This is a genomic window from Pseudomonas sp. MT3 (assembly GCF_054720805.1).
Genome location: NZ_JBTVPY010000012.1, coordinates 120,726 through 146,415, shown reverse-complemented (window position 1 = coordinate 146,415; position 25,690 = coordinate 120,726). Strand labels below are relative to the sequence as shown.

Below are 25,690 nucleotides of genomic sequence, written 5' to 3'. Positions count from 1 at the left end.
GCGGGCACCTTGCGTTACCCTGACTGGCGCCCCGTTGCAGCGCTGCAATCCGTTCACCTGGGGTGGCTCGAACGCGCGGGCGTCGAGCTGGCGCTGTTGCGCCTGGACCAGGTCGACGCGCTCGTTTCCGGCAACAAGTGGTTCAAGCTCGCGCCCTACCTGAAGCGCGCCGCCGATCTCGGTCTCGACGGCGTGATGAGCCTGGGCGGTGCCCATTCCAATCACCTCCATGCCCTGGCGGCGGCCGGTGCCCGGTTCGGTTTCCGTACCGTCGGACTGCTGCGTGGCGAGGCGCAGGACAACCCTACGGTCGCCGATCTGCACCAGTTCGGCATGCAGCTCCACTGGCTGGGCTACGGCGGTTATCGCCAACGGCATGAGCCGGACTTCTGGACGCCCTGGCGCGAGCGCTACCCCGATCTGCTGCCGGTGGACGAGGGCGGTGGCGGATTGCCCGGCGCGCGGGGCTGCGCAGTGCTGGTGAGGCAGGTTCGCGAACAGCTGGCGGGTATTGGCTGGAGCGACTATCAGCAGCTCTGGGTCGCCTGCGGCAGCGGCACCACCCTGGCCGGCCTGGTGCTGGGCGAGGAGCGCGCGCACCCGGTGGTGGGGGTGTTGGCGGTGCCGCCGGGGCACGGCGTCGAGGCGCAGGTGCCCGAGCTATTGACGGAGGCCGGTGTCGAGGCGTCCGGCTACCGGCTGATCGACGCCAGCCGGGGCGGCTTCGCACGGATCGACCCGGCGCTGGCGTGCTTCATCCTGGACACCGAAGCCGAGTGCGGCGTGCCGCTGGAGCCGCTGTACACCGGCAAGCTGCTGCTCGCGCTGCACGAGGAGATTGCCGCGGGGCGGATCGACCGCGGCAGCCGCATCGTCGCGGTCCACACGGGGGGACTGCAGGGGCGACGGGCAATGCAGGAGCGCCTCCTGGCGCTGGCCGCTCAGCGCGAATAGCCGCTGTGCACACGCGGCCAGCGGTCGCCTACCAGGAACAACCGTTCCTGCTCGCGCCAGCGTCCGTCCCGGAAGCCCAGACGGACCAGTAGCTGCGGAAAACCGTCCTCCGGCAATTGCGTCAACCAGTCGGCGAATTGCGCGACAGTCCAGCGTTCATCGGCGTCGCAGGCGGCCGGTGCCAGCCAGCGCTTGCGCGACAGCACCTGCCAGCCCTCGGGATGCACCTCCTGGTAACGCAGCCACTCGCGGCGGTGCAGCCAGCGGCCGTGCAGGTGGTGGTCGCTGGCGCCGGTGGGCGGCGGGCAGCGCGTCGGCCAGGGGTAGAACAGGCAGCCGCCGAGCCAGAGCCCCGCCGAGGGTGTGGCCTCGCTGAATGCACGAATCACGCTCAGCCCTTCGAGCGTGGCCGAAAGCGGCAACTGGTGCTGGTAGAAGTGTTCGATCTTGCGCAGCAGGTGATCTTCCGCGCCGGGGCCGAGCCAGGCGTTCGGTCCGTCTTCGGCGGGGCCGAGATAGAGCTTGATGGCCAGTTCGAGGTGATGCAGGCCGTCGTCGTCCTCCAGCAGCAGGTCCAGTTCGCCGAGGGTGTGGCCGTTGTCGCGCACTGGCAGGTTGGCGGCCAGCAGACGGAGGTCGGGGGCCTGTTCCAGGGCGTACTGCCACAGGCGTTCGTAGTAGCGGCCCAGGCGCTGGTGCGGTGTGCTTTCCAGTTGTTCCAGCAGGGCGGCGGGGGAGCGCTCCTGCGCCCGCAACCAATCGGCCAGGCGCGCCGGCTCGGCCAGCCAGCGGCTGGCTGCCAGCGGATGGCGCAGGGCCGGGCTGCCCGGACTCAGCAAGGGCGGTGAGAGCAGCGTCCAGGCCAGGTCGCGGACCTGCGGCTGGCGCAGTTCGGTCAACAGTTCATCCAGCAGGAGGGTGAGAGCGCTCATTCCTCTAGCCTAGTCGCTCGGGTCGCACTGTGGTTTGCCGCTGCTTCGGCGTTTCGCCCATAATTCCTGCATAGCCGTATCCCTGTATTCCCATATCCCCGCAGCGCAACGCCGTCCGGAGTCTCATGGAACCCTTTCGCAATATCGGCATCATCGGCCGCCTGGGCAGTCCCCAGGTCCTGGAAACCATCCGTCGGTTGAAGCGTTTCCTCATCGAGCGCCACCTGCATGTGATCCTCGAGGACACCATTTCCGAGGTGCTGCCCGGCCACGGCCTGCAGACCTGCTCACGGAAGATCATGGGCGAGATCTGCGACCTGGTGATCGTGGTCGGCGGCGACGGCAGCATGCTCGGCGCGGCGCGCGCCCTGGCGCGGCACAAGGTGCCGGTGCTGGGGATCAACCGTGGCAGCCTGGGCTTTCTCACCGATATTCGCCCGGACGAGCTGGAAACCAAGGTTGCCGAGGTGCTGGGCGGCCAGTACATCGTCGAGAGCCGCTTCCTGCTCGACGCCCAGGTGCGTCGCCACGGCGAGTCCATCGGCCAGGGCGATGCGCTCAACGACGTGGTGCTGCACCCCGGCAAGTCCACGCGAATGATCGAGTTCGAGCTGCACATCGACGGCCAGTTCGTCTGCAGCCAGAAGGCCGACGGCCTGATCGTCGCCACCCCGACCGGCTCCACCGCCTACGCGCTGTCCGCCGGCGGGCCGATCATGCATCCCAAGCTCGACGCCATCGTCATCGTGCCGATGTATCCGCATACCCTGTCGGGCCGGCCCATCGTGGTCGACGGCAACAGCGAGCTGAAGATCGTCGTTTCGCCGAACATGCAGATCTACCCGCAGGTTTCCTGTGACGGGCAGAACCACTTCACCTGCGCGCCGGGCGACACCGTCACGGTGAGCAAGAAGCCGCAGAAGCTGCGCCTGATCCACCCGATCGACCACAACTACTACGAGGTCTGCCGGACCAAGCTGGGCTGGGGCAGTCGCCTCGGGAGCAGCGAGTGATGGAACTCGACCCCGCACGCGGGTACGACCTGATCGGCGACGTCCACGGCTGCGCACATACCCTCGACCACCTGTTGGAGCGCCTCGGCTATCGGTTGCAGGGCGGCGTCTGGCGGCACGCCCGGCGGCAGGCGCTGTTCCTGGGCGACATCATCGACCGCGGGCCGCGCATCCGCGAGGCGCTGCACCGGGTACACGACATGGTCGCCGCCGGCGAGGCGCTGTGCATCATGGGCAACCACGAGTTCAACGCCCTCGGCTGGTCCACCCCGGCGGCGCCCGGCAGCGGCCGGCAGTACGTGCGCGAGCACACGCCGCGCCACGCGCGGCTGATCAAGGAAACCCTGGAGCAGTTCGAAGGCCATCCGGCGGACTGGCGCGACTTCCTCGGCTGGTTCCAGGGCATGCCGCTGTTCCTCGACGCCGGGCGCTTCCGCATGGTCCACGCCTGCTGGGACCACGATGTGATCGACGCGCTGCGCCAGCAGTTCCACGACGGCCGCATCGACGAGGCCTTCCTCAAGGCCAGCGCCGAGCCGGGCAGCTTCGCCCAGCAGGCCTGCGACCGCCTGCTGCGCGGCACCGACATGCGCCTGCCCAACGGGATGACCCTGACCGGCAGCGACGGCTTCACCCGCTCGTTCTTCCGTACCAAGTTCTGGGAAGAGGACCGTGCGCCGGAAACCTATGGCGACATCGTGTTCCAGCCCGACGGGCTGCCCGACGAAGTCGCCAGTGAACGCCTGAGCGCAGAGCAGAAGTCCAGCCTGCTGACCTATGGCGCCGACGAGCCGCTGCTGTTCGTCGGTCACTACTGGCGGCGCGGCACGCCGTCGCCGATCCGGCCCAACCTGGCCTGCCTGGACTACAGCGCGGTGATGTACGGCAAGCTGGCGGCCTATCGGCTGGATGACGAGCAGCGCCTGGAGCGCAGCAAGTTCGTGTGGGTGGATGTGAAGCGCCCGGAGGGTAATGAGTGAGCGTGGTTGAAGCGATACGGCTGCCGGCGGCGGTTGACCTGGGTGAGTTTGTCAACCTGCTGCGACGCCTGAACGTGCCGTTCCGGGTCAGCGAGGAATCGGGCGAGCAGGTGCTCTGGGTGCCCAATGCGCAGTTGGCGGAGCAGGTTCGCACGCTGTACGAGCGTTACCCACAGGGCGATCCGCAGTTCAGCGTGCAGGCCGAGCCACTGCGCCGGGGGCCGGGGTTCCTGGAGCAGTTGAAGCTGAGCCGGATGACCGCCACGGTGCTGCTGGTGACCAGCGTCGTCGCCGCCGTGACCCTGCTCGGCACCTACCCGGAGACATTGCGCTGGCTGACCTTCCAGGATTTCCGCATGGTCGGCGAGGATCGCCTGATGTTCCTGCCGCTCTCCGAGACGCTGGCGTCCGGGCAGTGGTGGCGGTTGCTCACGCCGATGCTGATCCACTTCGGCTGGCTGCACCTGGCGATGAACGCCATGTGGTACTGGGAGCTGGGCCGGCGCATCGAATACCGCCAGGGGGCCGGGATGCTGCTGGGGTTGAGCCTGGGCTTCGGGCTGGTGTCCAACCTGGTGCAGTATGCGGCCAGCGGGCCGAGCCTGTTCGGCGGCCTGTCCGGCGTGCTCTACGGGCTGCTCGGCCACTGCTGGATCTTCCAGCGCATGGCGCCGACGCCGGCCTACCAGTTACCCAGGGGCGTGGTGGCGATGATGCTGATCTGGCTGCTGGTGTGCCTGTCCGGGGTGATCGACCTGCTTGGCTTCGGCTCCATCGCCAACGGCGCCCATGTCGGCGGGCTGGTGGCAGGTTGCCTGAGCGGCCTGGTCGGCGGTTTGCTGGCGCGGCGATCTGCCCACTGAATTGGCAGAACCTGTAGGAGAGAGCTTGCTCGCGAACCGCTTAGCTCCGCAGCATCCCGGCGGGCCCGTTCGCGAGCAAGCTCGCTCCTACACAAGGGCAATCACCTACCGCCTGACCTCTGATCGTGCGTCAAAGCCTTCGGACCGGTAGAATGCCGGCTTCGTTTTCTCCAGCAGGAGCCGGCCCATGTCGTCCTTCGCCGAAATGATCCAGAACATCACCCCCGAAATCTACGAGAGCCTCAAGCTGGCCGTGGAAATCGGCAAGTGGCCCGACGGCCGCAAGCTGTCCCAGGAGCAGAAGGAGCTGTCGCTGCAGGCCATGATCGCCTGGGAGATGGACAACCTGCCCGAGGACCAGCATACCGGCTACATGGGCCCGCAGGCCTGCGAATCCCACGCCGAGCCGATCCCGAACATCCTCTTCTCCTCCAACTCGCTGCACTGATGCAGGAACTTGGACGCGGCGCCCTGGACAAGATGTCGGCGCGCCTGGAAAGCCCCGTGCAGTACGCCTTCCGCCTGGGCGAGGCGCAGGTCCCGGTAAACCCGCTGATCGGCAAGACGGTGCGCCTGGAATACCTGGGCGAGATCAACTGCTGCCATTGCGGGCGCAAGACCAAGAAGAGCTTCGCCCAGGGCTATTGCTACCCGTGCTTCACCAAGCTGGCGCAATGCGACAGCTGCATCATGAGCCCGGAGAAGTGCCACTTCGAGGACGGCTCCTGCCGCGAGCCGGAGTGGGGCGAGCGCTTCTGCATGACCGACCACGTGGTCTACCTGGCCAATTCCTCGGGAGCCAAGGTGGGCATCACCCGCGCCACCCAGGTGCCGACCCGCTGGATCGACCAGGGTGCGCGCCAGGCGCTGCCGATCATGCGCGTGGCGACCCGCCAGCAGTCCGGTTTCGTCGAGGACCTGCTGCGCAGCCAGGTCACCGACCGCACCAACTGGCGCGCGTTGCTCAAGGGCGAGGCCGAGCCGCTGGACCTGGTGGCTATCCGCGAGCAGATCTTCGACGCCTGCGCCGAGGGCATCGTCGCCCTGCAGCAGCGCTTCGGCCTGCAGGCGATCCAGCCGGTGATCGACATGGAGCCCATCGAGATCCGCTACCCGGTGGAGGCCTACCTGGCCAAGATCACCAGCTTCGATCTGGACAAGACGCCGGTGGTCGAGGGTACCCTGCAGGGTATCAAGGGCCAGTACCTGATCTTCGATACCGGCGTGATCAACGTGCGCAAGTTCACTGCGTACCAGTTGGCCATCAGCGCCTGATCGAACCTGCATTGAATTTCAGGTCCGGGGCTCGCATCTAGAGAAAGACGCATCCAGGAATAGATGCGTCTTGCGACTCGCCCGCGCCGTTCCCAATCGCTAGAGTCAGTATTCCTCCGGCCGGCCCATCCCGCCTGCCGCCTTCCAAGGGGCCAAAAGCCATGCGTACCGAGCAACCGAAAGTCATCTACCTCAAGGATTATCAGGCGCCCGAGTACCTGATCGACGAGACCAACCTGACCTTCGAGCTGTACGAGGATCACACCCTGGTCCACGCCCAGCTGGTGATGCGCCGCAACCCGGAGCGCGGCGACGGCCTGCCGCCGCTGGTGCTCGACGGCCAGCAACTGGAGCTGCTGTCGCTGGCGCTGGACGACCAGACACTGGAAGCCGGCCAGTACCAGCTCGACGAGAACCACCTGACCCTGCAGCCGACGGCCAAGACCTTCACCGTCGACAGCAGCGTGCGCATCCACCCGGAAAGCAACACCGCGCTGGAAGGCCTGTACAAGTCCGGCAAGATGTTCTGCACCCAGTGCGAGGCCGAAGGCTTCCGCAAGATCACCTACTACCTCGACCGCCCGGACGTGATGAGCAGCTTCACCACCACTCTGTCGGCCGAGCAGCACCAGTACCCGGTGCTACTGTCCAACGGCAACCCGGTGGCCAGCGGTTCGGAAGAGGGCGGTCGCCACTGGGCGACCTGGCAGGACCCGTTCAAGAAGCCGGCCTACCTGTTCGCCCTGGTCGCCGGCGACCTCTGGTGCGTGGAAGACCAGTTCACCACCCTGAGCGAGCGCGAAGTCACCCTGCGCATCTACGTCGAGCCGGAAAACATCGACAAGGTCCAGCACGCCATGGACAGCCTGAAGAACTCGATGCGCTGGGACGAGAAGGTCTACGGCCGCGAGTACGACCTGGACATCTTCATGATCGTCGCGGTCAACGACTTCAACATGGGCGCGATGGAGAACAAGGGCCTCAACATCTTCAACTCCAGCTGCGTGCTGGCCAAGGCCGAGACCGCCACCGACGCCGCGCACCAGCGTGTCGAAGGCGTGGTGGCCCACGAATACTTCCACAACTGGTCGGGCAACCGCGTGACCTGCCGCGACTGGTTCCAGCTGTCGCTCAAGGAAGGCTTCACCGTGTTCCGCGACAGCGAGTTCTCCGCCGACATGAACTCGCGCACGGTCAAGCGCGTCGAGGACGTGGCCTTCCTGCGCACCAACCAGTTCGCCGAGGACGCCGGCCCCATGGCGCACCCGGTGCGCCCGGATTCCTTCATCGAGATTTCCAACTTCTACACCCTGACCGTCTATGAGAAGGGCGCGGAAGTGGTGCGCATGATCCACACCCTGCTGGGCGCCGATGGCTTCCGCAAGGGCACCGACCTGTACTTCCAGCGCCATGACGGCCAGGCCGTGACCTGCGACGACTTCGTCAAGGCCATGGAAGACGCCAACGGCGTCGACCTCACCCAGTTCAAGCGCTGGTACAGCCAGTCCGGCACCCCGCGCCTGGCGGTGGAGGAGCGCTTCGACGCCGCCGCGCAGAGCTACACCCTGACCTTCCGCCAGAGCTGCCCGGCCACGCCGGGACAGAGTGAGAAGCAGCCCTTCGTCATCCCGGTGCAGATGGGCCTGATCGACAAGCTGGGCAACGCCCTGTCGCTGCGCCTGCAAGGTGAAGAGCACGCCCACGGCAGCGATCGCGTGCTGCAGGTCACCGAGGCCGAGCAGTCCTTCACCTTCGTCGGTCTCGCGGAGAAGCCGCTGCCGTCGCTGCTGCGTGGCTTCTCCGCGCCGGTGAAGCTGAGCTTCCCCTATGACCGCGACCAACTGATGTTCCTCATGCAGCACGACGAGGATGGTTTCAACCGCTGGGAAGCCGGCCAGCAACTGTCCGTGCAGGTCCTGCAGGATCTGATCGGCCAGCACCAGCGTGGCGAGAAGGTTGTCATGGATGATCGCCTGATCAGCGCCTTGCGCACCCTGTTGCTGGATACCGGGCTGGACCAGGCGATGGTTGCCGAGATGCTCTCGCTGCCCAGCGAGGCCTATCTCACCGAGATCAGCGAAGTGGCCGACGTCGAGGCCATCCACGCGGCCCGCGAGTTCGCCCGCCAGCAGATCGGCGCGGCGCTGCATGAGCAGCTATGGGAGCGCTACCAGGCCAATCGCAAGCAGTCCCGAGAGACCGCCTACGTTGCCGAGGCGAGCCACATTGCCCGACGCAGCCTGCAGAACATTGCGCTGTCCTACCTGATGCAGAGCGGCAAGGCCGAAGTGCTCGCCGCCTGCCAGGAGCAGTACAAGGATTGCGACAACATGACCGAGCGCCTCACCTCGCTGGCCGTGCTGGTCAACTCGTCGTTCGAGAGCGAGAAGGCCGAGGCGCTGGCGATGTTCGCCGACTACTTCAAGGATGACCCGCTGGTGATGGACCAGTGGTTCAGCGTGCAGGCCGGCTGCACCCTGCCGGGCGGGCTGGAGCGCGTGCAGGCGCTGATGAATCATTCGGCCTTCACCCTGAAGAACCCGAACAAGATCCGCGCGCTGATCGGCGCCTTCGCCAACCAGAACGCGGTGAACTTCCACCGCGCCGACGGCGCCGGCTACCGCTTCCTGGCGGACCAGATCATCACGCTCAATGCGCTCAACCCGCAGATCGCCTCGCGCCTGCTGACCCCTCTGACCCGCTGGCGCAAGTACGCGCCCGAGCGCCAGGCGCTGATGAAGGCCGAGCTGGAACGCATCCTGGCGTCCGGCGAACTGTCCAGCGATGTATACGAAGTGGTCAGCAAGAGTCTGGCCTGATCCCCTCCGGCGCCCCGTTCGGGGCGCCTTCTGTCTCTTTGAAGGTGTTACTGGCGCTGTCTGGTAACACCTTTTTGTTACTTATCGAAATTAAACGATGGTTTCCTTATCGCCCGGCTGCATTGGCGCCAGGGTGCCGCGCTGTCTGCGTCGGGCCTTCCAGGGGCGGATCGCGCCATTCGGATAGGCGGATGGCGCAATCAGTCAGTGGATTTGATCAGTGGACGACCAGTCACAAAAGGTAGCGGGACTGATCTTTAAATTTTGTAAGGATATTCAGGGTATTTACAGCAATTGGCATCGGGGTTGCACCGGCCGACCCGCTTAGCCTTTGCCTGGCCATTGGGTCGGGGGCACGTCGAGCACCTTGAGGGAGTTTCCTTCAGATCGACAACAACAAGGCCGTGGAATAACGGCTGACAAGGCGAACCGCCCGCAGTGGTGGCGCCCTTACAGAATGATCAGTCCATGGAGTGAGTCCTAATGGAAATCCCGGTTCGCAAGAGCGTCTTGCGTTTGGCACCTGCTCGCGCGGGTTTTGCTCTGGCAGGCGTCCTGCCGCTGCTGATGCCGGCGCAGGCCGGCGCCGTCGAGTTCAGCTTCCTCGACAACGAGGTCAGCGGCTCGCTGGATACCACTGTCTCCTACGGCGCCTTGTGGCGCGTTCAGGGGCAGGACAAGACCAACAACGACATCAACGGCAACGACGGCAATCGTAACTTCGACACCGGTCTGGTTTCCGAGGTGTACAAGATCACTTCCGACCTGGAAGCGACCTACAAGAACTACGGCATGTTCGTGCGCGGTTCGGCGTTCTATGACACCCAGATCATGGACAAGCGCAACGACTACCTGGACCACAACCAGCCGCCGCAGCCGAGCCAGACCTACCCCTACAACGACCGCTTCACCGATGAAACCCGCGATGCCGCCGGCAACCGCGCGGAAATCCTCGACGCCTATGTCTATGGCAACTGGGATGTGGCCGACCACCCGCTGACCGCGCGCCTGGGTCGCCAGGTGTTCAACTGGGGGGAAGGCGTCTTCTACCGCGGCGGCGTGAACACCACCAACCCGGTGGACGCCGCCAAGTTCCGCCTGCCGGGCTCCGAGCTGAAGGAAGTGCTGATGCCGGTGGAAGCGGCGAGCTTCAACATCGGCCTGACCGACAACCTGTCGATGGACGCCTTCTACCAGTGGAACTGGAAAGAGACCCGTCTCGACCCGGTGGGGACCTACTTCTCCGAGACCGACCTGTTCGCCGATGGCGGCAATACCGCCTACACCACCGTTGACGCGCTGGCCAACCCGCTGTTCCAGAGCCTCTATCCGCAGCTCTCGGCAGCGCATCTCGGTGGCCTGCAGGGTACCGACTATCTGGACTCCAACGGCGTATTCAAGGTCGCCAGCGTCGGCAAGGACATCAACGCCAAGAACGACGGCCAGTTCGGCGTGGCCTTCCACTACATTGCCGAAGAACTGAACTCCACCGAGTTCGGCTTCTACTTCGTCAACTACCACGCCAAGGAACCGACCATCTACGCCGACCTCAACCAGGATTATGCCGGCCTGGATATCGACCAGCTGGCGGGCCTGGGCGGCTTCTCGTCCTATGACCAGTTGATGGCCGCCGCCGGCAGCGGCAACGCGATGGCCGGCCAGGTGCTGGGGCTGGTCAACGGCGCGGCGGCGGTGGACGTGGCCAACCAGGTCAACGCCCGTCGCGAGTACGTCGAGAACATCCGCATGTACGGCTTCAGCTTCAACACCACCGTGGGCGACGCCTCGGTGTTCGGCGAGCTGGCCTACCGCCCGAACCTGCCGATCGGCATCGCTACCACCAACGACCTGCTCGGCGACCTGCTCGGCCAGGCGCCGCAGCTGGGCAGCGGGCAGAGCGTGAACATCGGCGGCCGTCCGGTGGCGATGACCGACCAGATCCACAACTACGAGCGCGTCGAGGCCTTCAACACCTCGCTGGGCACCATCTACAACTTCGGCCCGTCGCTGTCCTTCGACTCGCTGATGGGGGTGGCGGAGCTGGCCTCCGAGCACCTGCGCGGCAGCAGCCTGCAGTACACCGCCTACGATGGCTCGACCCGCTACTACTCCGGCCGCGGCAACGGCGCCTACATCTCCGGCTACGACCGCGACGACCAGGTGAACAAGAACTCCTACGGCTACACCCTGTTGCTCTCGGGTACCTGGAACGACGTATTCGCCGGGGTCAACGTCTCGCCGTACGCGGTCTACAAGGATGACTTCGAAGGCAACTCCTACCAGACCGGCAACTTCATCGAAGGCCGCAAGGCGTACACCCTGGGCGTCAAGGCCTCTTACCTGAACGCTCTGGAAGCCGAGCTGCAATACACCGAGTTCTACGGAGCAGGGCAGAACAACGCCGGGCGTGACCGCGACAACGTCGGTTTCAACGTCAAGTACTCCTTCTAACGAAAAAATCGCACGCCGGGTGCCGACGCACCTGGCGCGTGAACTCACGGAGAATCACCATGCGCAACATGCGTACCCTGGTCGGCGCGGCAGTGGCCCTGGCCCTGGCCCTGTCCGCCGGCAGCGCCCTGGCGGCGGTTTCCGCGCAGGACGCGGCCAAGCTGCAATCGACCCTGACCCCGCTGGGCGCGGAAAAGGCCGGCAACGCCGCTGGCACCATCCCGGCCTGGACCGGTGGCATCACCCAGGCGCCGGCCGGCTACAAGCCGGGCCAGCACCACATCGATCCGTTTGCCTCGGACACGCCGCTGTTCACCATCACCAAGGCCAACCTGGACCAGTACAAGGCCAACCTGACGCCGGGCACCCTGGCGCTGTTCGCCACCTACCCGGACACCTTCCAGATGCCGGTTTATCCGAGCCGCCGCAGCGGTTCGGCGCCACAGTGGGTGTACGACAACACCTTCAGGAACGCCACCAGCGCCAAGCTGGCCGAGGGCGGCAACGGCTTCGTCGATGCCTTCGGCGGCATTCCGTTCCCGATTCCGGCGAATGGCGTGGAAGCGGTGTGGAACCACATCGCCCGTTATCGCGGCACCTACGTCGTGCGCCGCGCCTCGGAAGTGGCCGTGCAGCGCAACGGCGACTATTCGCTGGTGACCTCGCAGCAGGAAGCGCTGTTCAAGTACTACATCCAGGGCAAGAGCTTCGCCGACCTGAACAACCTGCTGTTCTACTACCTGTCCTTCACCAAGAGCCCGGCCCGCCTGGCAGGCGGCGCCGCGCTGGTACACGAGACCCTGGACCAGGTGAAGGAGCCGCGCCAGGCCTGGGGCTACAACGCCGGCCAGCGCCGCGTGCGCCGTGCGCCGAACCTGGCCTACGACACCCCGATCGCCGCCGCCGACGGCCTGCGTACCGCCGACGACACCGACATGTTCAACGGCTCGCCGGATCGCTACGACTGGAAACTGGTGGGCAAGAGGGAAGTCTACATCCCGTACAACAACTACAAGGTTTCCAGCCCTGAGGTTAAGTACAAGGACCTGCTGACCCCGAGCCACCTCAATCCCAAATACACCCGCTACGAGCTGCACCGCGTGTGGGTCGTCGAAGGCACCCTGAAGCCGGGCGCGCGCCACATCTATTCCAAGCGCGTGCTGTTCCTCGACGAGGACAGCTGGGGCGCCGCCGAGGTCGACCAGTACGACGGCCGTGGCGAGCTGTGGCGCGTGTCGCTGGCCTACCTGAAGAACTACTACGAGCTGCCCACCACCTGGACCGCCCTGGATACCTTCCACGACCTGCAGGCCCGCCGTTACCACGTGCAGAACCTGGACAACGAAGAGCCGAGCACCATCGACTTCGGCCAGGCCGTGCCGGACGATTCTTACTTCAGTCCGTCCGCACTGCGTCGCCGCGGTACCCGCTGAGTCCGTCGCCAGAGTGCAGACAGAGCCCCGCCTTGGCGGGGCTTTTTCATGCTCTCGCGAAGGTACCTGTTCGCAAAAGTGTTACCGCTCCAACCGCGAAAAGCCCCTAACCTCGGGCCTTTCGGGTGAGATGGCAAAGCGCGATCATCCTTTTGGGTGACGCTGCCGGCGCTTAACAAAAGATAACGTGCCGTCAATTGTCAGTCCCGGAAAAGGCTGGCTATATAGCCACCACACTCGATACCGCCTGTAATAAGAACAAAGAGGTAAAGGCATATGCGTGAGCCCCAGTGGCGCACTATGAGCGAGCAGTCCGTGTCGGAGACTTCGCGCTCCTTCCCGATGTCGCGCAAATCGATTTCCCTGCTCGGCGCACTTTCCTTCCTGATGCTGTCCGTTGCCCCCTTGCCCGCCTTCGCGGCGACCGAGGCGGCCAGCGACTCCAGCTCCATCCCGTCGGCCAAGGCTGCCAGCAGCCTGCTGCTGAGCGTCGCCCATGCCGGCCAGCGCCTGGTGGCGGTGGGGGATCACGGACACATCCTTTACTCCGACGATGCCGGCAAGAACTGGGTCCAGGCCAAGGTGCCGACCCGCCAGTTGCTGACGTCGGTGTTCTTCATCAATGACAAGAAGGGCTGGGCCGTCGGCCACGACGCGCAGATCCTCGCCTCCACCGACGGCGGCAGCACCTGGACCCGTCAGTTCGAAGACCTCAAGCGCGAAGCGCCGCTGCTGGACATCTGGTTCCAGGACGACAACCACGGCATGGCCGTGGGTGCCTACGGCGCGCTGCTGGAAACCACCGATGGCGGCCAGCACTGGGAAGACGTCAGCGACCGCCTGGACAACGAAGACCAGTACCACCTCAATTCCATCGCGGCCGTGAAGGACTCCGGCCTGCTGGTGGTCGGCGAGTCCGGCAGCATCTTCCGTTCCAGGGACTGGGGCCAGACCTGGGAGAAACTCGAAGGTCCGTACGAAGGTTCGCTGTTCGGCGCGGTCGGTACCCGCCAGGCGGGCACCGCGCTGATCTACGGCCTGCGCGGCCACCTGTTCCGCACCACCGACTTCGGTGACAACTGGCAGCAGATCGAACTGCCCACCGCCAACGGCGGCGAGCTGGAGTTCGGCCTTTCCGAAGGTTCGCTGCTGGCGGACGGCACCATCGTGGTCGTCGGGCATGGCGGCAGCGTCCTGGAAAGCCGGGACGACGGCCAGAGCTTCAAGGTCTACAACCGTCCCGACCGCCTGTCCCTGGCGGGCGTGAGCGGCGCCGGCAACGGCAACCTGGTGCTGGTCGGCCAGGGCGGTATCCACCTGGCTACGGCGACCGGCGCCGAGCTGACAGAACAACAATAAGCCGGGAGCCTTCATGAACGCTTTGAATACCCATCACCAGGACAAGGCGACTTTCCTGGAACGCATCATCTTCACCCACCGGCCATTGGTGATCCTCGCCTGCCTGCTGGTGACCATCTTCCTCGGCTACCAGGCCACTCAGGTGCGTCCGTCCACCAGCTTCGAGAAGATGATTCCGCTGCAGCACCCGTTCATCCAGAACATGCTGGAGCACCGCAACGACCTGGCCAACCTCGGCAACACCGTGCGTATCTCGGTGGAAGCGGTGAACGGCGACATCTTCACCAAGGAGTACATGGAGACGCTGCAGAAGATCCATGACGAGGTCTTCTACATTCCCGGCGTCGACCGCTCCGGCATGAAGTCGCTGTGGAGCCCCAGCGTGCGCTGGACCGAGGTGACCGAGGAAGGCTTCGCCGGTGGCGAAGTGATCCCGCAGACCTACGACGGCTCGCCCAAGGCGCTCGACCTGCTGCGCAACAACGTGCTGAAGTCCGGCCAGATCGGCCGCCTGGTGGCCAACAACTTCAAGTCGAGCATCATCGACGTGCCGCTGCTGGAGGTCTATCCGGACCCGAAGGACCAGGGCAAGCTGTTGAACCTGGACTACCGCCAGTTCTCCCATGAGCTGGAAGAGAAGATCCGCGACAAGTACCAGTTGCAGAACCCGAACGTGAAGATCCACATCGTCGGCTTCGCCAAGAAGGTCGGCGACCTGATCGACGGCCTGCTGATGGTGGTCGGCTTCTTCGGCATCTGCTTCGTGATCACCCTGGTGCTGCTGCTGTGGTTCACCAAGTGCGTGCGCTCCACCATCGCCGTGCTCTCTACCACCCTGGTGGCGGTGATCTGGCAACTGGGCCTGCTGCACTCCATCGGTTTCGGGCTGGACCCGTACTCGATGCTGGTGCCGTTCCTGATCTTCGCCATCGGTATTTCCCACGGCGTACAGAAGATCAACGGTATCGCCCTGCAGTCCAGCGACGCGGAAACCCCGTTGCTGGCCGCGCGCCGTACCTTCCGCCAACTGTTCCTGCCGGGCATGATCGCGATCCTGGCGGACGCCGTCGGCTTCATCACCCTGCTGGTGATCGACATCGGCGTGATCCGTGAACTGGCCATCGGCGCTTCCGTCGGTGTGGCGGTGATCGTGTTCACCAACCTGATCCTGCTGCCGGTCGCCATTTCCTACATCGGCATCAGCAAGAAGGCGGTGCAGCGCAGCAAGGAAGACGCCGTGCGCGATCATCCCTTCTGGCGCCTGCTGTCCAACTTCGCCAGCCCGAGCGTGGCGCCCATCTCCGTGGTCATCGCCCTGGCGATGTTCGCCTTCGGCATGTGGGAAGGCCATCACCTGAAGATCGGCGACCTCGACCAGGGCGCGCCGGAACTGCGTCCGGACTCGCGCTACAACCTGGACAACGACTTCATCATCCGCAACTACTCGACCAGCTCCGACGTGCTGGTGGTGATGGTGGAATCCGGGGCCGAAGGCTGCTCCACCCACAAGACCATGTCCGCCATCGACGATCTCGCCTGGCGACTGGAAAACACCGAGGGCGTGCAATCGGCCATCTCCCTGGTCACCGTCTCCAAGCAGATGATCAAGGGCATGAACGAGGGCAACCTGAAGTGGGAGTCGCTGTCGCGCAACCAGGACGTGCTGAACAACTCCATCAGCCGCGCCGAAGGCCTGTTCAACAGCAACTGCTCGCTGGCGCCCCTGCTGGTGTTCCTCAACGACCACAAGGCCGAGACCCTCGACCGTGCGGTTGGCGTGGTCCAGGAGTTCGCCAAGAGCAACGAGAAGGATGACCTGAAGTTCAAGCTCGCCGCGGGTAACGCCGGCATCGAGGCGGCCACCAACGAGGTGATCAAGCAGTCCGAGCTGACCATCCTGATCCTGGTGTACATCTGCGTGGCAGTGATGTGCCTGATCACCTTCCGCTCCTTCGCCGCGACCCTGTGCATCGTGCTGCCGCTGATCCTCACCTCGGTGCTGGGCAACGCGCTGATGGCCATGCTCGGCATCGGCGTGAAGGTGGCGACCCTGCCGGTGATCGCACTGGGCGTGGGCATCGGCGTGGACTACGGCATCTACATCTACACCCGCCTGGAGTCCTTCCTGCGCCAGGGCCTGTCCCTGCAGGAGGCCTACTACGAGACGCTGAAGTCCACCGGTAAAGCCGTACTGTTCACCGGCCTGTGCCTGGCCATCGGCGTCGCCACCTGGATCTTCTCGGCGATCAAGTTCCAGGCCGACATGGGTCTGATGCTGACCTTCATGCTCCTCTGGAACATGTTCGGTGCCCTGTGGCTGCTGCCGGCCCTGGCGCGCTTCCTGATCAATCCGGAGAAGGTGCGTGCGCGGAAGGCTTCGATCCTGGTGCACTGATCGACGACTGGAGCGTTGAACGAAAACCGCAGCCCAAGGGCTGCGGTTTTTTATTGCTCTCATGCAGGAGCGGGGACACCTGGTGCTTGCTCTCGAACAGCTTCGCAGTCGCGAGCAAGCTCGCTCCTGCAGGTGGGCCCAGGTGTTCTTCCTGTAGGAGCGAGCTTGCTCGCGAATCCACGCCGCCGCCGACCTCTCAAGGCGCCGGCGTCGACAACCGCAGGATCGACTTCACCGGCGTTCCATCGTTCCAGCGTCCCATCGACAACTGCGCCGGCGTGCCGCCCAGCGCGTAGTCGCGGTCCTGGCCGTAGAAGGCGGCATCGCATAGCGCGTCGAATAGCTTCCAGGTGCCGTACCAGTCCAATGCGTCGGTGGCCAGTGCGTTATGGGCCGACGACTGGCCCTGCTTGAGGCGCTGGCGCACCCGTTCCTGCACGCGATTGAGCAGCCAACTGGACGAGTCGCTGGGCGGATAGCGCGGGTCGAAGCGCGGCGCGGTCGGTGCGGCATGGTTGGCCAGCAGGGGCGGGCTGCCGTGGCGGTCGCTGCGCAACAGCAGCAGGTCCTTGTCCCGCGTGGCGACCTGGGTGCTTTCCTGGTAGATGCGCCGGGCGTCATCGCAACCCACGCGCTCGTCCTCATCGCCACAGACGGCCAGCAGCAAGGTGCCGACGGGGATGTTCAGCAACGGCTCCAATGGCACCTGCCACCAGCGCGGGCCGCTGCTTTTGCCCGGTTCCACCGCCATCAGCGCGTACGGCTTCGGTACGCCCAGGCGCTGCCAGGAGGCGGCAAGCCCGCTGGCAATCAGGCCTCCGGCGGAGTGCCCGACGTAGGCGACGTGCTCCAGCTCCGGCTTGACCCCCAGTTTGCCCGCCTGCAGATCGGCAATGGCGTGCCGCACGGAGTCGGCGGCGTTGGACAGGAACTCCGCCGCGGGCGTCTTCAGCGTCGCCTGGTAACGCGGGTAGATGAGGATCGCGCCGCGCCGGACGATGTGCTCGATCCACGCCCGGTACAGGTCCGGCTGCATGGCGCTCCAGCCGTGGGCGAACACCACCAGCGGCGCGCTTTCCGGTTCTGGGCGGGAGGGGGTGAAGACCCAGTATTCGTTGCCGTCGACGTTGAAATGCCATTGGCGCACGTCGGCGTGGCTGTAGCCCGAACCGCCGGGTCCCTGCAGCGGCGGGGTCGGCGGCAGGGCCGGCTCGGCGTGCAGGGCGCGGATGAGCAGCAGGCCGCTGATCAGTGCCGGAAGGTATCTGCGGTGGTGAGAGCGGGGCATCGCGGCGCCTCTTGGCGGGGCTTGCCAGCAAGCATAGCCCCGCCTGTGCGTCAGCGCGGGTAGAGCGGCGGCAGGCTGCCCGGGTCGACTGCGGGGGCGGCTTCCGGGTCGGCGCCGGGCAGGCTGCGGACGGCGCGCCAGAGGTCATCGCCCTGCCAGTTGCGGCCACCTTCGCTGTCGCTGTACAGCGCGCCGTTGAGGCTGTCCAGGGCATCGGACAGCGGCACGAAGCGCGCCGCCATGTCGGCCAGGGTTTCCGGCTGCTGGCGCGCCCAGGCGTCCAGTGCCTGGCGGGTGGCATGCGAGTCGTTGGCCTGGCAGGCGCGGCGCAGCTCGTCGAGCAGGGTACGGGCACTGGGGCCGGCGACCGCGGCGCGGATCACCGCCGGCAAACGTCGCGCGCGCCACCACAGGCCGAAACCCAGCAGCGTGGTGAAGGCGAGAATGGCGCAGGCCAACTGCCAGGGCCACAGGCGGGCCTGTGTCTGGAGCAGGGCGCCGGTGGACGGCGTGACGGGCGTTTCGGCCGGGGTTTCCAACTGCGGATTGGCGGCGACGTCCAGGGTGCGCGCCGGCAGGCTGGTGTGTTCCACGCGATTTTCCCGCGTGTTCCACCAGACCACTTCGATGGGCGGCAACTGCACCTGGCCGGCATGGTCGGCAATCAGCGCCTCGCGCTCTTCGCGGCTGCCTATCACGCCTTGTTCGGTGCTCTGGTTGGCCAGTTGCGGCTGGTCCGGGTAATGGCGCAGGCTGCCAGGCAGCGTTTGCGGCAACGGCGGCAGCTGGGCACTGGAAAGCCCTTCCACACGCAGCATCACGTTGCGGGTCAGCGCTTCGCCGGCGCGGGCCTGCTCCGGCTGCGGGCTCCAGGTTTCGCTCAGGCTCAGCGAGCGGGCCGGCAACCAGGGGGTGTCCTTGGGGTAGTCGGCGGGCTTGGCTTTGATGTGCAGCGGGATGGTCGGCGAGATCACCCGGATCTGCTTGCCTGGCGGCGGACCGAAGGGGTTGTAGTCGGGATTGCGCTGCTGGGCGACCTGGGTGGCGTTGAAGGTCTGGCCGGGGATTTCCAGGGTGCCGCTCTTCTGCGGGAAGATGGCGTAGCGCACTTCGATGACGCCGTGTCGCACGCCGTTGATTTCCTTCTCGTAGGTGCGTGCCTCGCCCAGCGGTTCGACGCGCGCGTCGGCGATCTGCAATGGGCTGAGGCTGCTGTCGTCGTACAGCGACACCGAGTGGTAGATGCGCAGGGTCAGGATCACCTGGGCCTGCACGTAGCTTTCCTCGTGGTCGACGTTGGCGTCGATGAACACCGGGGCGAGTTTCTGCACGCCGTCGTTTTCCTCGGCCTCGAGCACGTGCAGGCTGATCGACTCGGTTGCACTGTCGCCCAGGTGGATCGGCGGAATCACCACAGTGCCCTCGTTGCGCGGCTGCAGGGTGACGATCCAGCGGGTGGTGGCCTGGGCCTTGCCGTTCAGGGTGGTGAGGCGGTTGACCTGGCGGGTGCCGAGCACCACGAACTGTTCGTCCAGGGGCTTCAGGTCCGGCTTGCCGAACAGGGTCGGATCGTCGGACTCCAGCGTCAGGTCGATGCTTTCGCCTTCGGCCAGGCGCGTGCGATCGACACTGGCGGTGAAGCTGGCCTGGGCCTGGGCGGCGGCGAGGCAGAGCAGGGTCAGGCAGATCAGCCTTTTCATTGCGTGGGTTCCTGGCGCTGCTGCTGTTGCTGGTACCAGAACTTGCGGCGCAGCAGTTCGGATGGGTCGTCGGGGATCTGGCGCAACCATTGTTCCAGGGCCTGGCGGCGCTCGTCCGTCAGTGGACCGGTCGTCGCCGGGTTGGTTTCGCTTTCTTCGCGCTGGGTCGACTGTGGCGTGCCGCTCTGGCTGGCCGCCGGTTTGCCGGTGTCGCGTTGTTCCGGCGTCTGGGCCGACGGGGTCGGCTGCGAGTCACGCTCCTCGGACTGCTCGTCCTCGGGCCTGGCATCTTTCGGCTGCAACGACTGGGGCTCGCTGCTTTCACCGTGGGACGGATTCTGCTGCGGGGAGGCCTGGCTTTCGTCGTTGCCGGAGGATTTCTGTCGCTGGCGCAGCAGTTCCTCCAGCAGCGCCTTGTTGCGCTGCGCGGCGGCCAGGTCGGGGGCGCGCTCCAGGGCCTGGTCGTAGGCGTCGATCGCGGCTTCCAGCTCGTTCTGCCGGGCCAGGGCATTGCCGCGATTGTAATGGTCGGCGGCGCTGTCGCCCTGGGCGAAGGCCTGCGCGGCATCGGCGTAGTCGCCGGCCTCGAAGAGTGCCAGGCCACGCCAGCGGAAGTCCTCGAAGCGTTCGGCGGCTTCGGCCGGGCGTCGAGCGTCGAGCAGGCGCTGGCCCTGTTGGTCGGGGGTCAGCCAGAGGTCGGCGAGCTCGAAGGCGTTGGCGGTTTGCGGCGGCGACCACAGCAGCGGGAGCAGCAGCGGCAGGCTGAACAGCCAGCCCCGGCGGCCGGCGCAGGCGGCGAGCAGCAGCAGGGGCAGCAGTAGCCAGTAGCCCTGGTCGGCCCAGCGTTGCAGGCGCAACAGGGTGTCTTCCTCGCGGGTCTGCAGGCCTTGGCTGGTGTTCAGCAGACCCAGGGCGCGGAGGTCGCCGCTGCCCGGGCGCAGACGTTGGAAGCGGCCGTCGAGGTCGGCGGCGAACTGGCGCAGGGCGCTTTCGTCCAGCCGTGGGACCAGGATGTTGCCCTGTTCGTCCTTGAGGAAGGTGCCGTCCTCCTGGGCGATCGGCGCGCCACCGGCGGTGCCGGCAGCGAGCAGCAGCAGGTCCTTGGCCTTGCCCCTGAGCGCCTTGCGGATGCCCTGGCGCTCCTGGGCATCCAGGGCGCCGGTGATCAACAGGATATGCCCGCTGCCCTCGGCGCCTTGGTTGAGCAGTTGGCGCGCCTGTTCGATGGCGAGGTCGGCGCGGCGGCCGGGCTCGGGCATGATCGACGGCTTGAGCGCATCCAGCAGGTTGCGCGCGGTGCCCAGGTCATTGGAGAGGGGCACCAGGGTATGTGCACTGCCGGCGTAGACGACGATGGCGGTTTGCGCGTCGCTGCGTGCCTGCAGCAGGTCGAGCACCTTGCGCCGCGCTTGCTCCAGGCGGCTGGGCGGCAGATCGGTGGCGAGCATTTCCGGGGTCAGTTCGAGGACCACCACCAGTGGGTCGCTGCGTTCCATTGCCGGCTGTTCCAGTTGCTGCCAGCTCGGCCCGAGCAGCGCGAGCAGCGCCAGCAGCCAGGCCAGGCCGAGGAAGATCCAGGGGCGCCGCTCATGGCGACCGTTGCCGCCGGACAGCAACCAGGGGTGAAAGGCCGGCGGCAGCAGCAACTGCCAGCGGCCGGCGCGGCGTTGGCGGTGCCAGAGCCTCCACAGCAGCCAACCGAGCAGCGGCAGCAGAAGCAGCGACCAGGGGCGCAGCAGGTGGGGCCAGAGCGCGCTCATGACTGCCGCTCCCGACGCCGGCGTGCCAGCCAGGCCGGGCGCGCCGGCCAGCGCCAGTCCTCCGGCGGCCAGAGTTCGCGGACTACCAGGATCACGCTGATCAGCAGCGCCAGCAGCAGCGGCCAGCTGTAGAGGGCGAGGGCGGGGCGCGCCTGGGTGGGGTTCTGTTCCACCGGTTCCAAGGTGTCGAGGCTGTCGGAGATGCGTTGCAGTTCCTCGCCATTGCGGGCGCGGAAATACTCGCCACCGGTGGTTTCGGCGATTGCCTTGAGCGTCGGCTCGTCCAGGTCCAGCCCGGGATTCAGCCCGAACAGCCCGGCGACGCCGCCCTGCTGCGGATCGGCGCCGATGCCGATGGTGTAGACCTTCACCTGTTCCTCGGCGGCGAGGCGGGCGGCGGTCAGCGGCTCGATCTCGCCGGCGGTGTTGGCGCCGTCGGTGATCAGCACCAGCACGCGGCTCTGCGCCGGGCGCTGGCGCAGGCGCTTGACCGCCAGGCCAATGGCGTCGCCCAGCGCGGTGTCCTTGCCGGCGATGCCGATCATTGCCTCGTCGAGCCAGATGCGCACGGTGTCGCGGTCGAAGGTCAGCGGCGCCTGCAGGTAGGCGTGGGTGCCGAAGAGGATCAGGCCGACGCGGTCGCCTCGGCGTGTCTCGACGAAGCCGCCGAACAGCTTTTTCACCAGTTCCAGACGACTGATCTCGTCGTCCTCCCAGCGCATGTCGGCATAGTCCATCGAGCCGGAGACATCCACGGCGAGCAGCAGGTCGCGGCCGCTGGCGGGGATCGGCAACGGCTCGCCGACCCACTGCGGGCGCGTCGCCGCCACCAGCAGGCAGAGCCAGAGCAGGGCGAAGGGCGCCTGTTGGCGCCAGGCCGGCAGGCGGGCGCGGGCGCGGCGGCCGGCGAGGCCTTCGAGCTCCTGGAGGAAGCTGACCTTGAGCGCGGCTTCGCCGCTGTCCGCCGGCGGCAGGATGAGGCGCATCACCCAGGGCAGCGGGGCGAGCAGGAAGAGCCAGGGCCAGGCGAACTCAAACATGCTTGCGCACCCAGGTTTCCACGGCGGCGGCGAGGCCGTTGATGGCCTTGTCGTCGAGCCGGCATTCGGCACGGTAGCCGCCTTCCACCAGGATCATCCAGCGGGTCAGGCCGGCGGCGGGGCAGCGGTTGTCGAGGAAGGCCAGCCAGGCGCGGCCGCTCAGCGTATGGCTGTGGCTGTCGGGCCAGCGCGCCCGCGACACGCGCTTGAGCACGCCGTTGAGCGCCTGCAGCCAGGGGCCGGCGGGGGCGCGGTCGTAGGGGCGTGGCAGGCGGGCGAGCTCGTCCAGCGCAGCCTGGCGCACAGGATCGAGCGGAGCCTCGGCGGACTGCTTGGGTTTGCGCCTTGGCTGCCAGTGCTGGCGTGTCAGCCAGAGCCCCCACAGCGCGATTGGAATCAGTGCGGCGACTACCCACCAGCCGGGGGCCGGCGGCCACCAGGCGACCGGGGCGGGCGGGATCAGCGGTTCCAGCTGGTCGAGCGGGCTCACGGCGCGTACCCCGGCTGGTGCTGTTCCAGCAGGTTGCGCAATTGCTCGACCAGGTCTTCCTGGGTGGACAGCGGCAGCAGTGGCACGCCCAGGCGCTGGGCCAGACGCGTCCAGCGTTCGCGGCGTGCTTCACCCAGGGCGCGATAGGCCAGGCGTTGTTCGTCGATGTGGGTGTCCAGTTCCAGCTGCGCCGATCCTTCGGCGAACCGCAGCAGGCCGGCTGCCGGCAAGGCGTGGTCGAGCGGGTCGGAAACGGGCAGCAGCACCAGGTCGGTGTGCCGCGCCAGCAGCGCGAGTTGCTGCTCGGCGACCTCGCCCAGGGCGCGTTCGTCGCACACCACCATGATCAGGCTGCCCGGACGCAGCACTTCGCGGGCGCGGCGCAGGGCCATGCCGAAACCGTCACCGCTATGGCTGAGAGTGGAGCCGGCGAGCAGCCCGCGATTGGCGCGCACGATCAGGTTGAACAGCTGCAGCAGGCTCTGCTTGCTGCGGCGCGGCTTGATTTCATGGCATTCGCTGTCGGTGAACACCAGCCCGCCGATGCGGTCGTTGTGCGCCAGCGCGGCCCAGCCGATGAAGGCGGCCGCGCGGGCGGCGAGCACCGACTTGAGGCATAGCCCGGAGCCGAAGAACAGCCGGGCGCTCTGTTCGACGAGGACGAACACCGGACGTTCGCGTTCTTCGTGGAACAGCTTGGTGTGCGGCTCCTGGGTGCGCGCGGTGACGCGCCAGTCGATGGTGCGCACGTCGTCGCCGGCCTGGTAGACACGCACCTGGTCGAAGTCCACCCCGCGCCCGCGCAGGCGCGAATGGTGCAGGCCGATCAGCGGGCTGCGCCGCGACGGCGTGGAGAACAGCTGGACTTCGCGCAGGCAGTGGCGGATCTCGATCAGTTCGCCGAGAGTCACCGCCACGCCGGGCTGCGGGTCGCTGTGCATCAGGCCACGGCGACCACGTCGAGGATGCGCTGGACCACGCGGTCCTGGTCGATCCCGGCGGCTTCGGCCTCGAAGGACAGGATCAGGCGGTGGCGCAGCACGTCGAACAGCATCGCCTGGATGTCTTCGGGGCTGACGAAGTCGCGGCCCGCCAGCCAGGCATGGGCGCGCGCGCATCGGTCGAGGGCGATGGAGCCGCGCGGGCTCGCACCGTAGGACAGCCACTCGCCCAGCTCGGGGTCGAACTTCGCCGGGTTGCGGGTGGCCATGATCAGTTGCACCAGGTATTCCTCCACGGCGTCGGCCATGTACAGGCCGAGGATTTCCTGGCGCGCGGCGAAGATGGATTCCTGGGTGACCTGGCGCTCGGGCTTGGTCTCGCCGTGCAGCGCTTCTCCACGGGCCTGCTGGAGGATGCGGCGTTCCACGGAGGCCTCGGGGTAGCCGATCTTCACGTGCATGAGGAAGCGGTCGAGCTGGGCCTCGGGCAGCGGATAGGTGCCTTCCTGCTCGATGGGGTTCTGCGTCGCCATCACCAGGAACAGCGGCGGCAGGTCGTAGGTGCTGCGGCCCACGCTGACCTGGCGCTCGGCCATCGCTTCGAGCAACGCCGACTGCACCTTGGCCGGGGCGCGGTTGATTTCGTCGGCCAGCACCAGATGGTGGAAGATCGGCCCTTGCTGGAACACGAAGGTGCCGTTCTCGGGTCGGTAGATCTCGGTGCCGGTGATGTCCGCCGGGAGCAGGTCGGGGGTGAACTGGATGCGGTGGAACTCCGCTTCCAGGCCTTCGGCCAGGTCCTTGATCGCCTTGGTCTTGGCCAGGCCCGGCGCACCTTCCACCAGCAGGTGGCCGTCGGCGATCAGGGCGATGAGCAGGCGCTCGATGAGCTTTTCCTGGCCGAGGATCTGGCTGGAGAGATACTGACGCAGCGCAAGCAGCGACTCACGATGTTCCATCGCGTGGGGTTCCTGGACGAGGGTGGGGCTGTCGGGGCCCATACTTTACTGCATCGGCAGTTTCTCGGGGAGCGCCGGGGTTCTCACCTGTGGCGGCGTCGGGTCGCCGGGCAGCGGTGTCAGGCAGCGCAACGTGCCGTTCGGGTTGCGTGCCTGGCGCAGGTCGCGGGCGCCGCCCAGGACCACGGCGCGGTAATAGACCCAGGCCAGCGGGCGCGGCATGCCGGCTTCCAGCAGCATGCGGTGGAACAGCTCGTCCGCCTCGGCCTTGGTCACCGGGGCGACGTTGAGGAACTGGTACAGCGCGTCGTGCACCAGGCTCGCGTGGTGGGCCACCGGCCAGAACATCAGGCGTTGCTTCTGCTGGCCGTGGCGCAGGCACTGCACCGGCTCCAGGTGGTCCCACCAGTCGGGTGTGCCGAAGGTGGCGATCCAGTAGAAGGGCACCTTGGGCGAGCAGCCGTCCCAGGCGTAGGTCCGCTGGCAGGCGAGGTCGTAGCTCACGGTACCGGCGATCAGGTCCACGTTGGCCGGGCCGGGGTTGATGATGATCCGGCCGTCGTGCACCACCAGCCATTCGCTATAGAAGAAGCGGCCGCCGAAGACGGCGTCCTCGCGTACCAGCGGGAAGTCGATGTAGTTGATCCAGGGGCCGCAGCGGTCGCGGCTGCAGAAACCCCATTGTTCGATCGAACGCTGGCGCGCCTCGGCGACCCGGCGCAGGCGCTCGCGGCGACCGATGCAGCGTGGCAGCAGCACGCCCAGGTAGACCGGTATCGCGCCCAGCAGCAGCGGGCGGATCGCCAGCGGCAGGAATACCCAGGCCAGGGCCACCAGCACGCAACCGAGTAGCGTGACCAGCAGGTTGTCCAGGTGGCGCAGCAGCGGGCGGCGCAGGGGCGGCGAGGTTGCATGGCATCCGTTCCGGAGAGTCGTGTGCGGCAAAATAGCAGTTGGCTATCATGCTCGCATCTGGAACGAGTGGATGGGCAGGACTAAAAAGGCCGCCCGGGAGCGGCCGAAGGCAGGCGGGGCAGG

General features: G+C 66.6%; 20 protein-coding genes. 11 read left to right on the top strand and 9 right to left on the bottom strand.

Going from position 1 to position 25,690, the window contains the following annotated elements:
• The first annotated feature begins 9 nt into the window (after nt 1–9).
• Nucleotides 10–954 carry a 1-aminocyclopropane-1-carboxylate deaminase/D-cysteine desulfhydrase gene (locus tag ACYCAX_RS14495; protein ID WP_460248288.1) on the top strand — a complete coding sequence of 315 codons (945 nt, stop codon included), beginning with the start codon at nt 10–12 and terminating at the stop codon, nt 952–954.
• Here the strand turns inward: ACYCAX_RS14495 and ACYCAX_RS14490 are convergent.
• The gene (locus tag ACYCAX_RS14490; protein WP_015478043.1) at nt 942–1,886 is read right to left on the bottom strand and encodes a DUF1853 family protein; all 945 of its coding nucleotides are present in this window, start codon (nt 1,884–1,886) and stop codon (nt 942–944) included. The two genes, ACYCAX_RS14495 and ACYCAX_RS14490, sit on opposite strands and share 13 nt — an antisense overlap.
• A 125-nt stretch (nt 1,887–2,011) precedes the next feature.
• Between ACYCAX_RS14490 and ACYCAX_RS14485 the strand changes: the two genes are divergently transcribed.
• From ACYCAX_RS14485 to ACYCAX_RS14440, 10 genes are all read left to right on the top strand, one after another.
• Nucleotides 2,012–2,899: an NAD(+) kinase gene (locus ACYCAX_RS14485; protein WP_015478042.1), complete on the top strand. Its 888-nt coding sequence runs from the start codon at nt 2,012–2,014 to the stop codon at nt 2,897–2,899.
• Nucleotides 2,899–3,879: a metallophosphoesterase gene (locus ACYCAX_RS14480; RefSeq protein ID WP_460248287.1), complete on the top strand. Its 981-nt coding sequence runs from the start codon at nt 2,899–2,901 to the stop codon at nt 3,877–3,879. Before ACYCAX_RS14485 ends, ACYCAX_RS14480 begins: the two co-directional genes overlap by 1 nt.
• Nucleotides 3,876–4,742: a rhomboid family intramembrane serine protease gene (locus tag ACYCAX_RS14475; protein WP_460248286.1), complete on the top strand. Its 867-nt coding sequence runs from the start codon at nt 3,876–3,878 to the stop codon at nt 4,740–4,742. The genes ACYCAX_RS14480 and ACYCAX_RS14475 overlap by 4 nt, the downstream gene beginning before the upstream one ends.
• Before the next feature lie 187 nt (nt 4,743–4,929).
• Entirely contained in the window at nt 4,930–5,190 is a 261-nt protein-coding gene (locus ACYCAX_RS14470; protein ID WP_015478039.1) for a YeaC family protein, read from the top strand.
• A complete protein-coding gene (locus ACYCAX_RS14465; RefSeq protein WP_460248285.1) occupies nt 5,190–6,017 on the top strand; it encodes a DUF2797 domain-containing protein in 828 nt (275 codons plus the stop codon). The genes ACYCAX_RS14470 and ACYCAX_RS14465 overlap by 1 nt, the downstream gene beginning before the upstream one ends.
• Nucleotides 6,018–6,178: 161 nt before the next feature.
• Nucleotides 6,179–8,836, top strand: a complete 2,658-nt coding sequence (pepN, locus tag ACYCAX_RS14460; RefSeq protein ID WP_460248284.1) for an aminopeptidase N — start codon at nt 6,179–6,181, stop codon at nt 8,834–8,836.
• A 483-nt stretch (nt 8,837–9,319) separates the two neighbouring features.
• A complete protein-coding gene (locus ACYCAX_RS14455) occupies nt 9,320–11,287 on the top strand; it encodes a DUF1302 domain-containing protein (protein WP_015478036.1) in 1,968 nt (655 codons plus the stop codon).
• A gap of 59 nt (nt 11,288–11,346) precedes the next feature.
• On the top strand, nt 11,347–12,720 hold the full coding sequence (locus ACYCAX_RS14450) for a DUF1329 domain-containing protein (RefSeq protein ID WP_460248283.1): 1,374 nt from the start codon (nt 11,347–11,349) through the stop codon (nt 12,718–12,720).
• Nucleotides 12,721–12,996: 276 nt separating this feature from the next.
• On the top strand, nt 12,997–14,079 hold the full coding sequence (locus ACYCAX_RS14445; protein WP_015478034.1) for a YCF48-related protein: 1,083 nt from the start codon (nt 12,997–12,999) through the stop codon (nt 14,077–14,079).
• A 13-nt stretch (nt 14,080–14,092) separates the two neighbouring features.
• Nucleotides 14,093–16,474, top strand: coding sequence for an efflux RND transporter permease subunit (locus ACYCAX_RS14440; protein WP_015478033.1), 2,382 nt, complete (start codon nt 14,093–14,095; stop codon nt 16,472–16,474).
• Nucleotides 16,475–16,670: 196 nt separating this feature from the next.
• Here ACYCAX_RS14440 and ACYCAX_RS14435 read toward each other — a convergent pair whose 3' ends face one another.
• The 8 genes from ACYCAX_RS14435 to ACYCAX_RS14400 are packed head-to-tail and all read right to left on the bottom strand — an operon-like array spanning nt 16,671 to nt 25,597.
• Nucleotides 16,671–17,762: an alpha/beta hydrolase fold domain-containing protein gene (locus ACYCAX_RS14435; protein WP_294976826.1), complete on the bottom strand. Its 1,092-nt coding sequence runs from the start codon at nt 17,760–17,762 to the stop codon at nt 16,671–16,673.
• Nucleotides 17,763–17,812: 50 nt separating this feature from the next.
• On the bottom strand, nt 17,813–19,462 hold the full coding sequence (locus ACYCAX_RS14430) for a BatD family protein (protein ID WP_015478031.1): 1,650 nt from the start codon (nt 19,460–19,462) through the stop codon (nt 17,813–17,815).
• A complete protein-coding gene (locus tag ACYCAX_RS14425; RefSeq protein ID WP_460248282.1) occupies nt 19,459–21,222 on the bottom strand; it encodes a vWA domain-containing protein in 1,764 nt (587 codons plus the stop codon). Before ACYCAX_RS14425 ends, ACYCAX_RS14430 begins: the two co-directional genes overlap by 4 nt.
• Nucleotides 21,219–22,262 carry a vWA domain-containing protein gene (locus ACYCAX_RS14420; RefSeq protein ID WP_460248281.1) on the bottom strand — a complete coding sequence of 348 codons (1,044 nt, stop codon included), beginning with the start codon at nt 22,260–22,262 and terminating at the stop codon, nt 21,219–21,221. Before ACYCAX_RS14420 ends, ACYCAX_RS14425 begins: the two co-directional genes overlap by 4 nt.
• Nucleotides 22,255–22,752: a DUF4381 domain-containing protein gene (locus tag ACYCAX_RS14415; RefSeq protein WP_015478028.1), complete on the bottom strand. Its 498-nt coding sequence runs from the start codon at nt 22,750–22,752 to the stop codon at nt 22,255–22,257. Before ACYCAX_RS14415 ends, ACYCAX_RS14420 begins: the two co-directional genes overlap by 8 nt.
• Entirely contained in the window at nt 22,749–23,693 is a 945-nt protein-coding gene (locus ACYCAX_RS14410) for a DUF58 domain-containing protein (protein ID WP_015478027.1), read from the bottom strand. The genes ACYCAX_RS14415 and ACYCAX_RS14410 overlap by 4 nt, the downstream gene beginning before the upstream one ends.
• A complete protein-coding gene (locus ACYCAX_RS14405; protein ID WP_015478026.1) occupies nt 23,693–24,652 on the bottom strand; it encodes an AAA family ATPase in 960 nt (319 codons plus the stop codon). The genes ACYCAX_RS14410 and ACYCAX_RS14405 overlap by 1 nt, the downstream gene beginning before the upstream one ends.
• 45 nt (nt 24,653–24,697) lie before the next feature.
• Complete coding sequence (locus ACYCAX_RS14400; RefSeq protein WP_460248280.1) at nt 24,698–25,597, bottom strand: DUF1353 domain-containing protein; 900 nt, start codon at nt 25,595–25,597, stop codon at nt 24,698–24,700.
• Nucleotides 25,598–25,690 lie beyond the last annotated feature (93 nt).

What these genes read in the sequence shown, in the direction of transcription:
- ACYCAX_RS14455 (WP_015478036.1), top strand. Translation starts at nt 9,320, where the DNA reads ATGGAAATCCCGGTTCGCAAGAGCGTCTTGCGTTTGGCACCTGCTCGC.
- ACYCAX_RS14445 (WP_015478034.1), top strand. Translation starts at nt 12,997, where the DNA reads ATGCGTGAGCCCCAGTGGCGCACTATGAGCGAGCAGTCCGTGTCGGAG.
- ACYCAX_RS14490 (WP_015478043.1), bottom strand. Translation starts at nt 1,886, where the DNA reads ATGAGCGCTCTCACCCTCCTGCTGGATGAACTGTTGACCGAACTGCGC.
- ACYCAX_RS14425 (WP_460248282.1), bottom strand. Translation starts at nt 21,222, where the DNA reads ATGAGCGCGCTCTGGCCCCACCTGCTGCGCCCCTGGTCGCTGCTTCTG.
- ACYCAX_RS14465 (WP_460248285.1), top strand. Translation starts at nt 5,190, where the DNA reads ATGCAGGAACTTGGACGCGGCGCCCTGGACAAGATGTCGGCGCGCCTG.
- ACYCAX_RS14470 (WP_015478039.1), top strand. Translation starts at nt 4,930, where the DNA reads ATGTCGTCCTTCGCCGAAATGATCCAGAACATCACCCCCGAAATCTAC.
- ACYCAX_RS14485 (WP_015478042.1), top strand. Translation starts at nt 2,012, where the DNA reads ATGGAACCCTTTCGCAATATCGGCATCATCGGCCGCCTGGGCAGTCCC.
- ACYCAX_RS14480 (WP_460248287.1), top strand. Translation starts at nt 2,899, where the DNA reads ATGGAACTCGACCCCGCACGCGGGTACGACCTGATCGGCGACGTCCAC.
- ACYCAX_RS14450 (WP_460248283.1), top strand. Translation starts at nt 11,347, where the DNA reads ATGCGCAACATGCGTACCCTGGTCGGCGCGGCAGTGGCCCTGGCCCTG.
- ACYCAX_RS14430 (WP_015478031.1), bottom strand. Translation starts at nt 19,462, where the DNA reads ATGAAAAGGCTGATCTGCCTGACCCTGCTCTGCCTCGCCGCCGCCCAG.
- ACYCAX_RS14435 (WP_294976826.1), bottom strand. Translation starts at nt 17,762, where the DNA reads ATGCCCCGCTCTCACCACCGCAGATACCTTCCGGCACTGATCAGCGGC.
- pepN (WP_460248284.1), top strand. Translation starts at nt 6,179, where the DNA reads ATGCGTACCGAGCAACCGAAAGTCATCTACCTCAAGGATTATCAGGCG.
- ACYCAX_RS14405 (WP_015478026.1), bottom strand. Translation starts at nt 24,652, where the DNA reads ATGGAACATCGTGAGTCGCTGCTTGCGCTGCGTCAGTATCTCTCCAGC.
- ACYCAX_RS14420 (WP_460248281.1), bottom strand. Translation starts at nt 22,262, where the DNA reads ATGTTTGAGTTCGCCTGGCCCTGGCTCTTCCTGCTCGCCCCGCTGCCC.
- ACYCAX_RS14440 (WP_015478033.1), top strand. Translation starts at nt 14,093, where the DNA reads ATGAACGCTTTGAATACCCATCACCAGGACAAGGCGACTTTCCTGGAA.
- ACYCAX_RS14410 (WP_015478027.1), bottom strand. Translation starts at nt 23,693, where the DNA reads ATGCACAGCGACCCGCAGCCCGGCGTGGCGGTGACTCTCGGCGAACTG.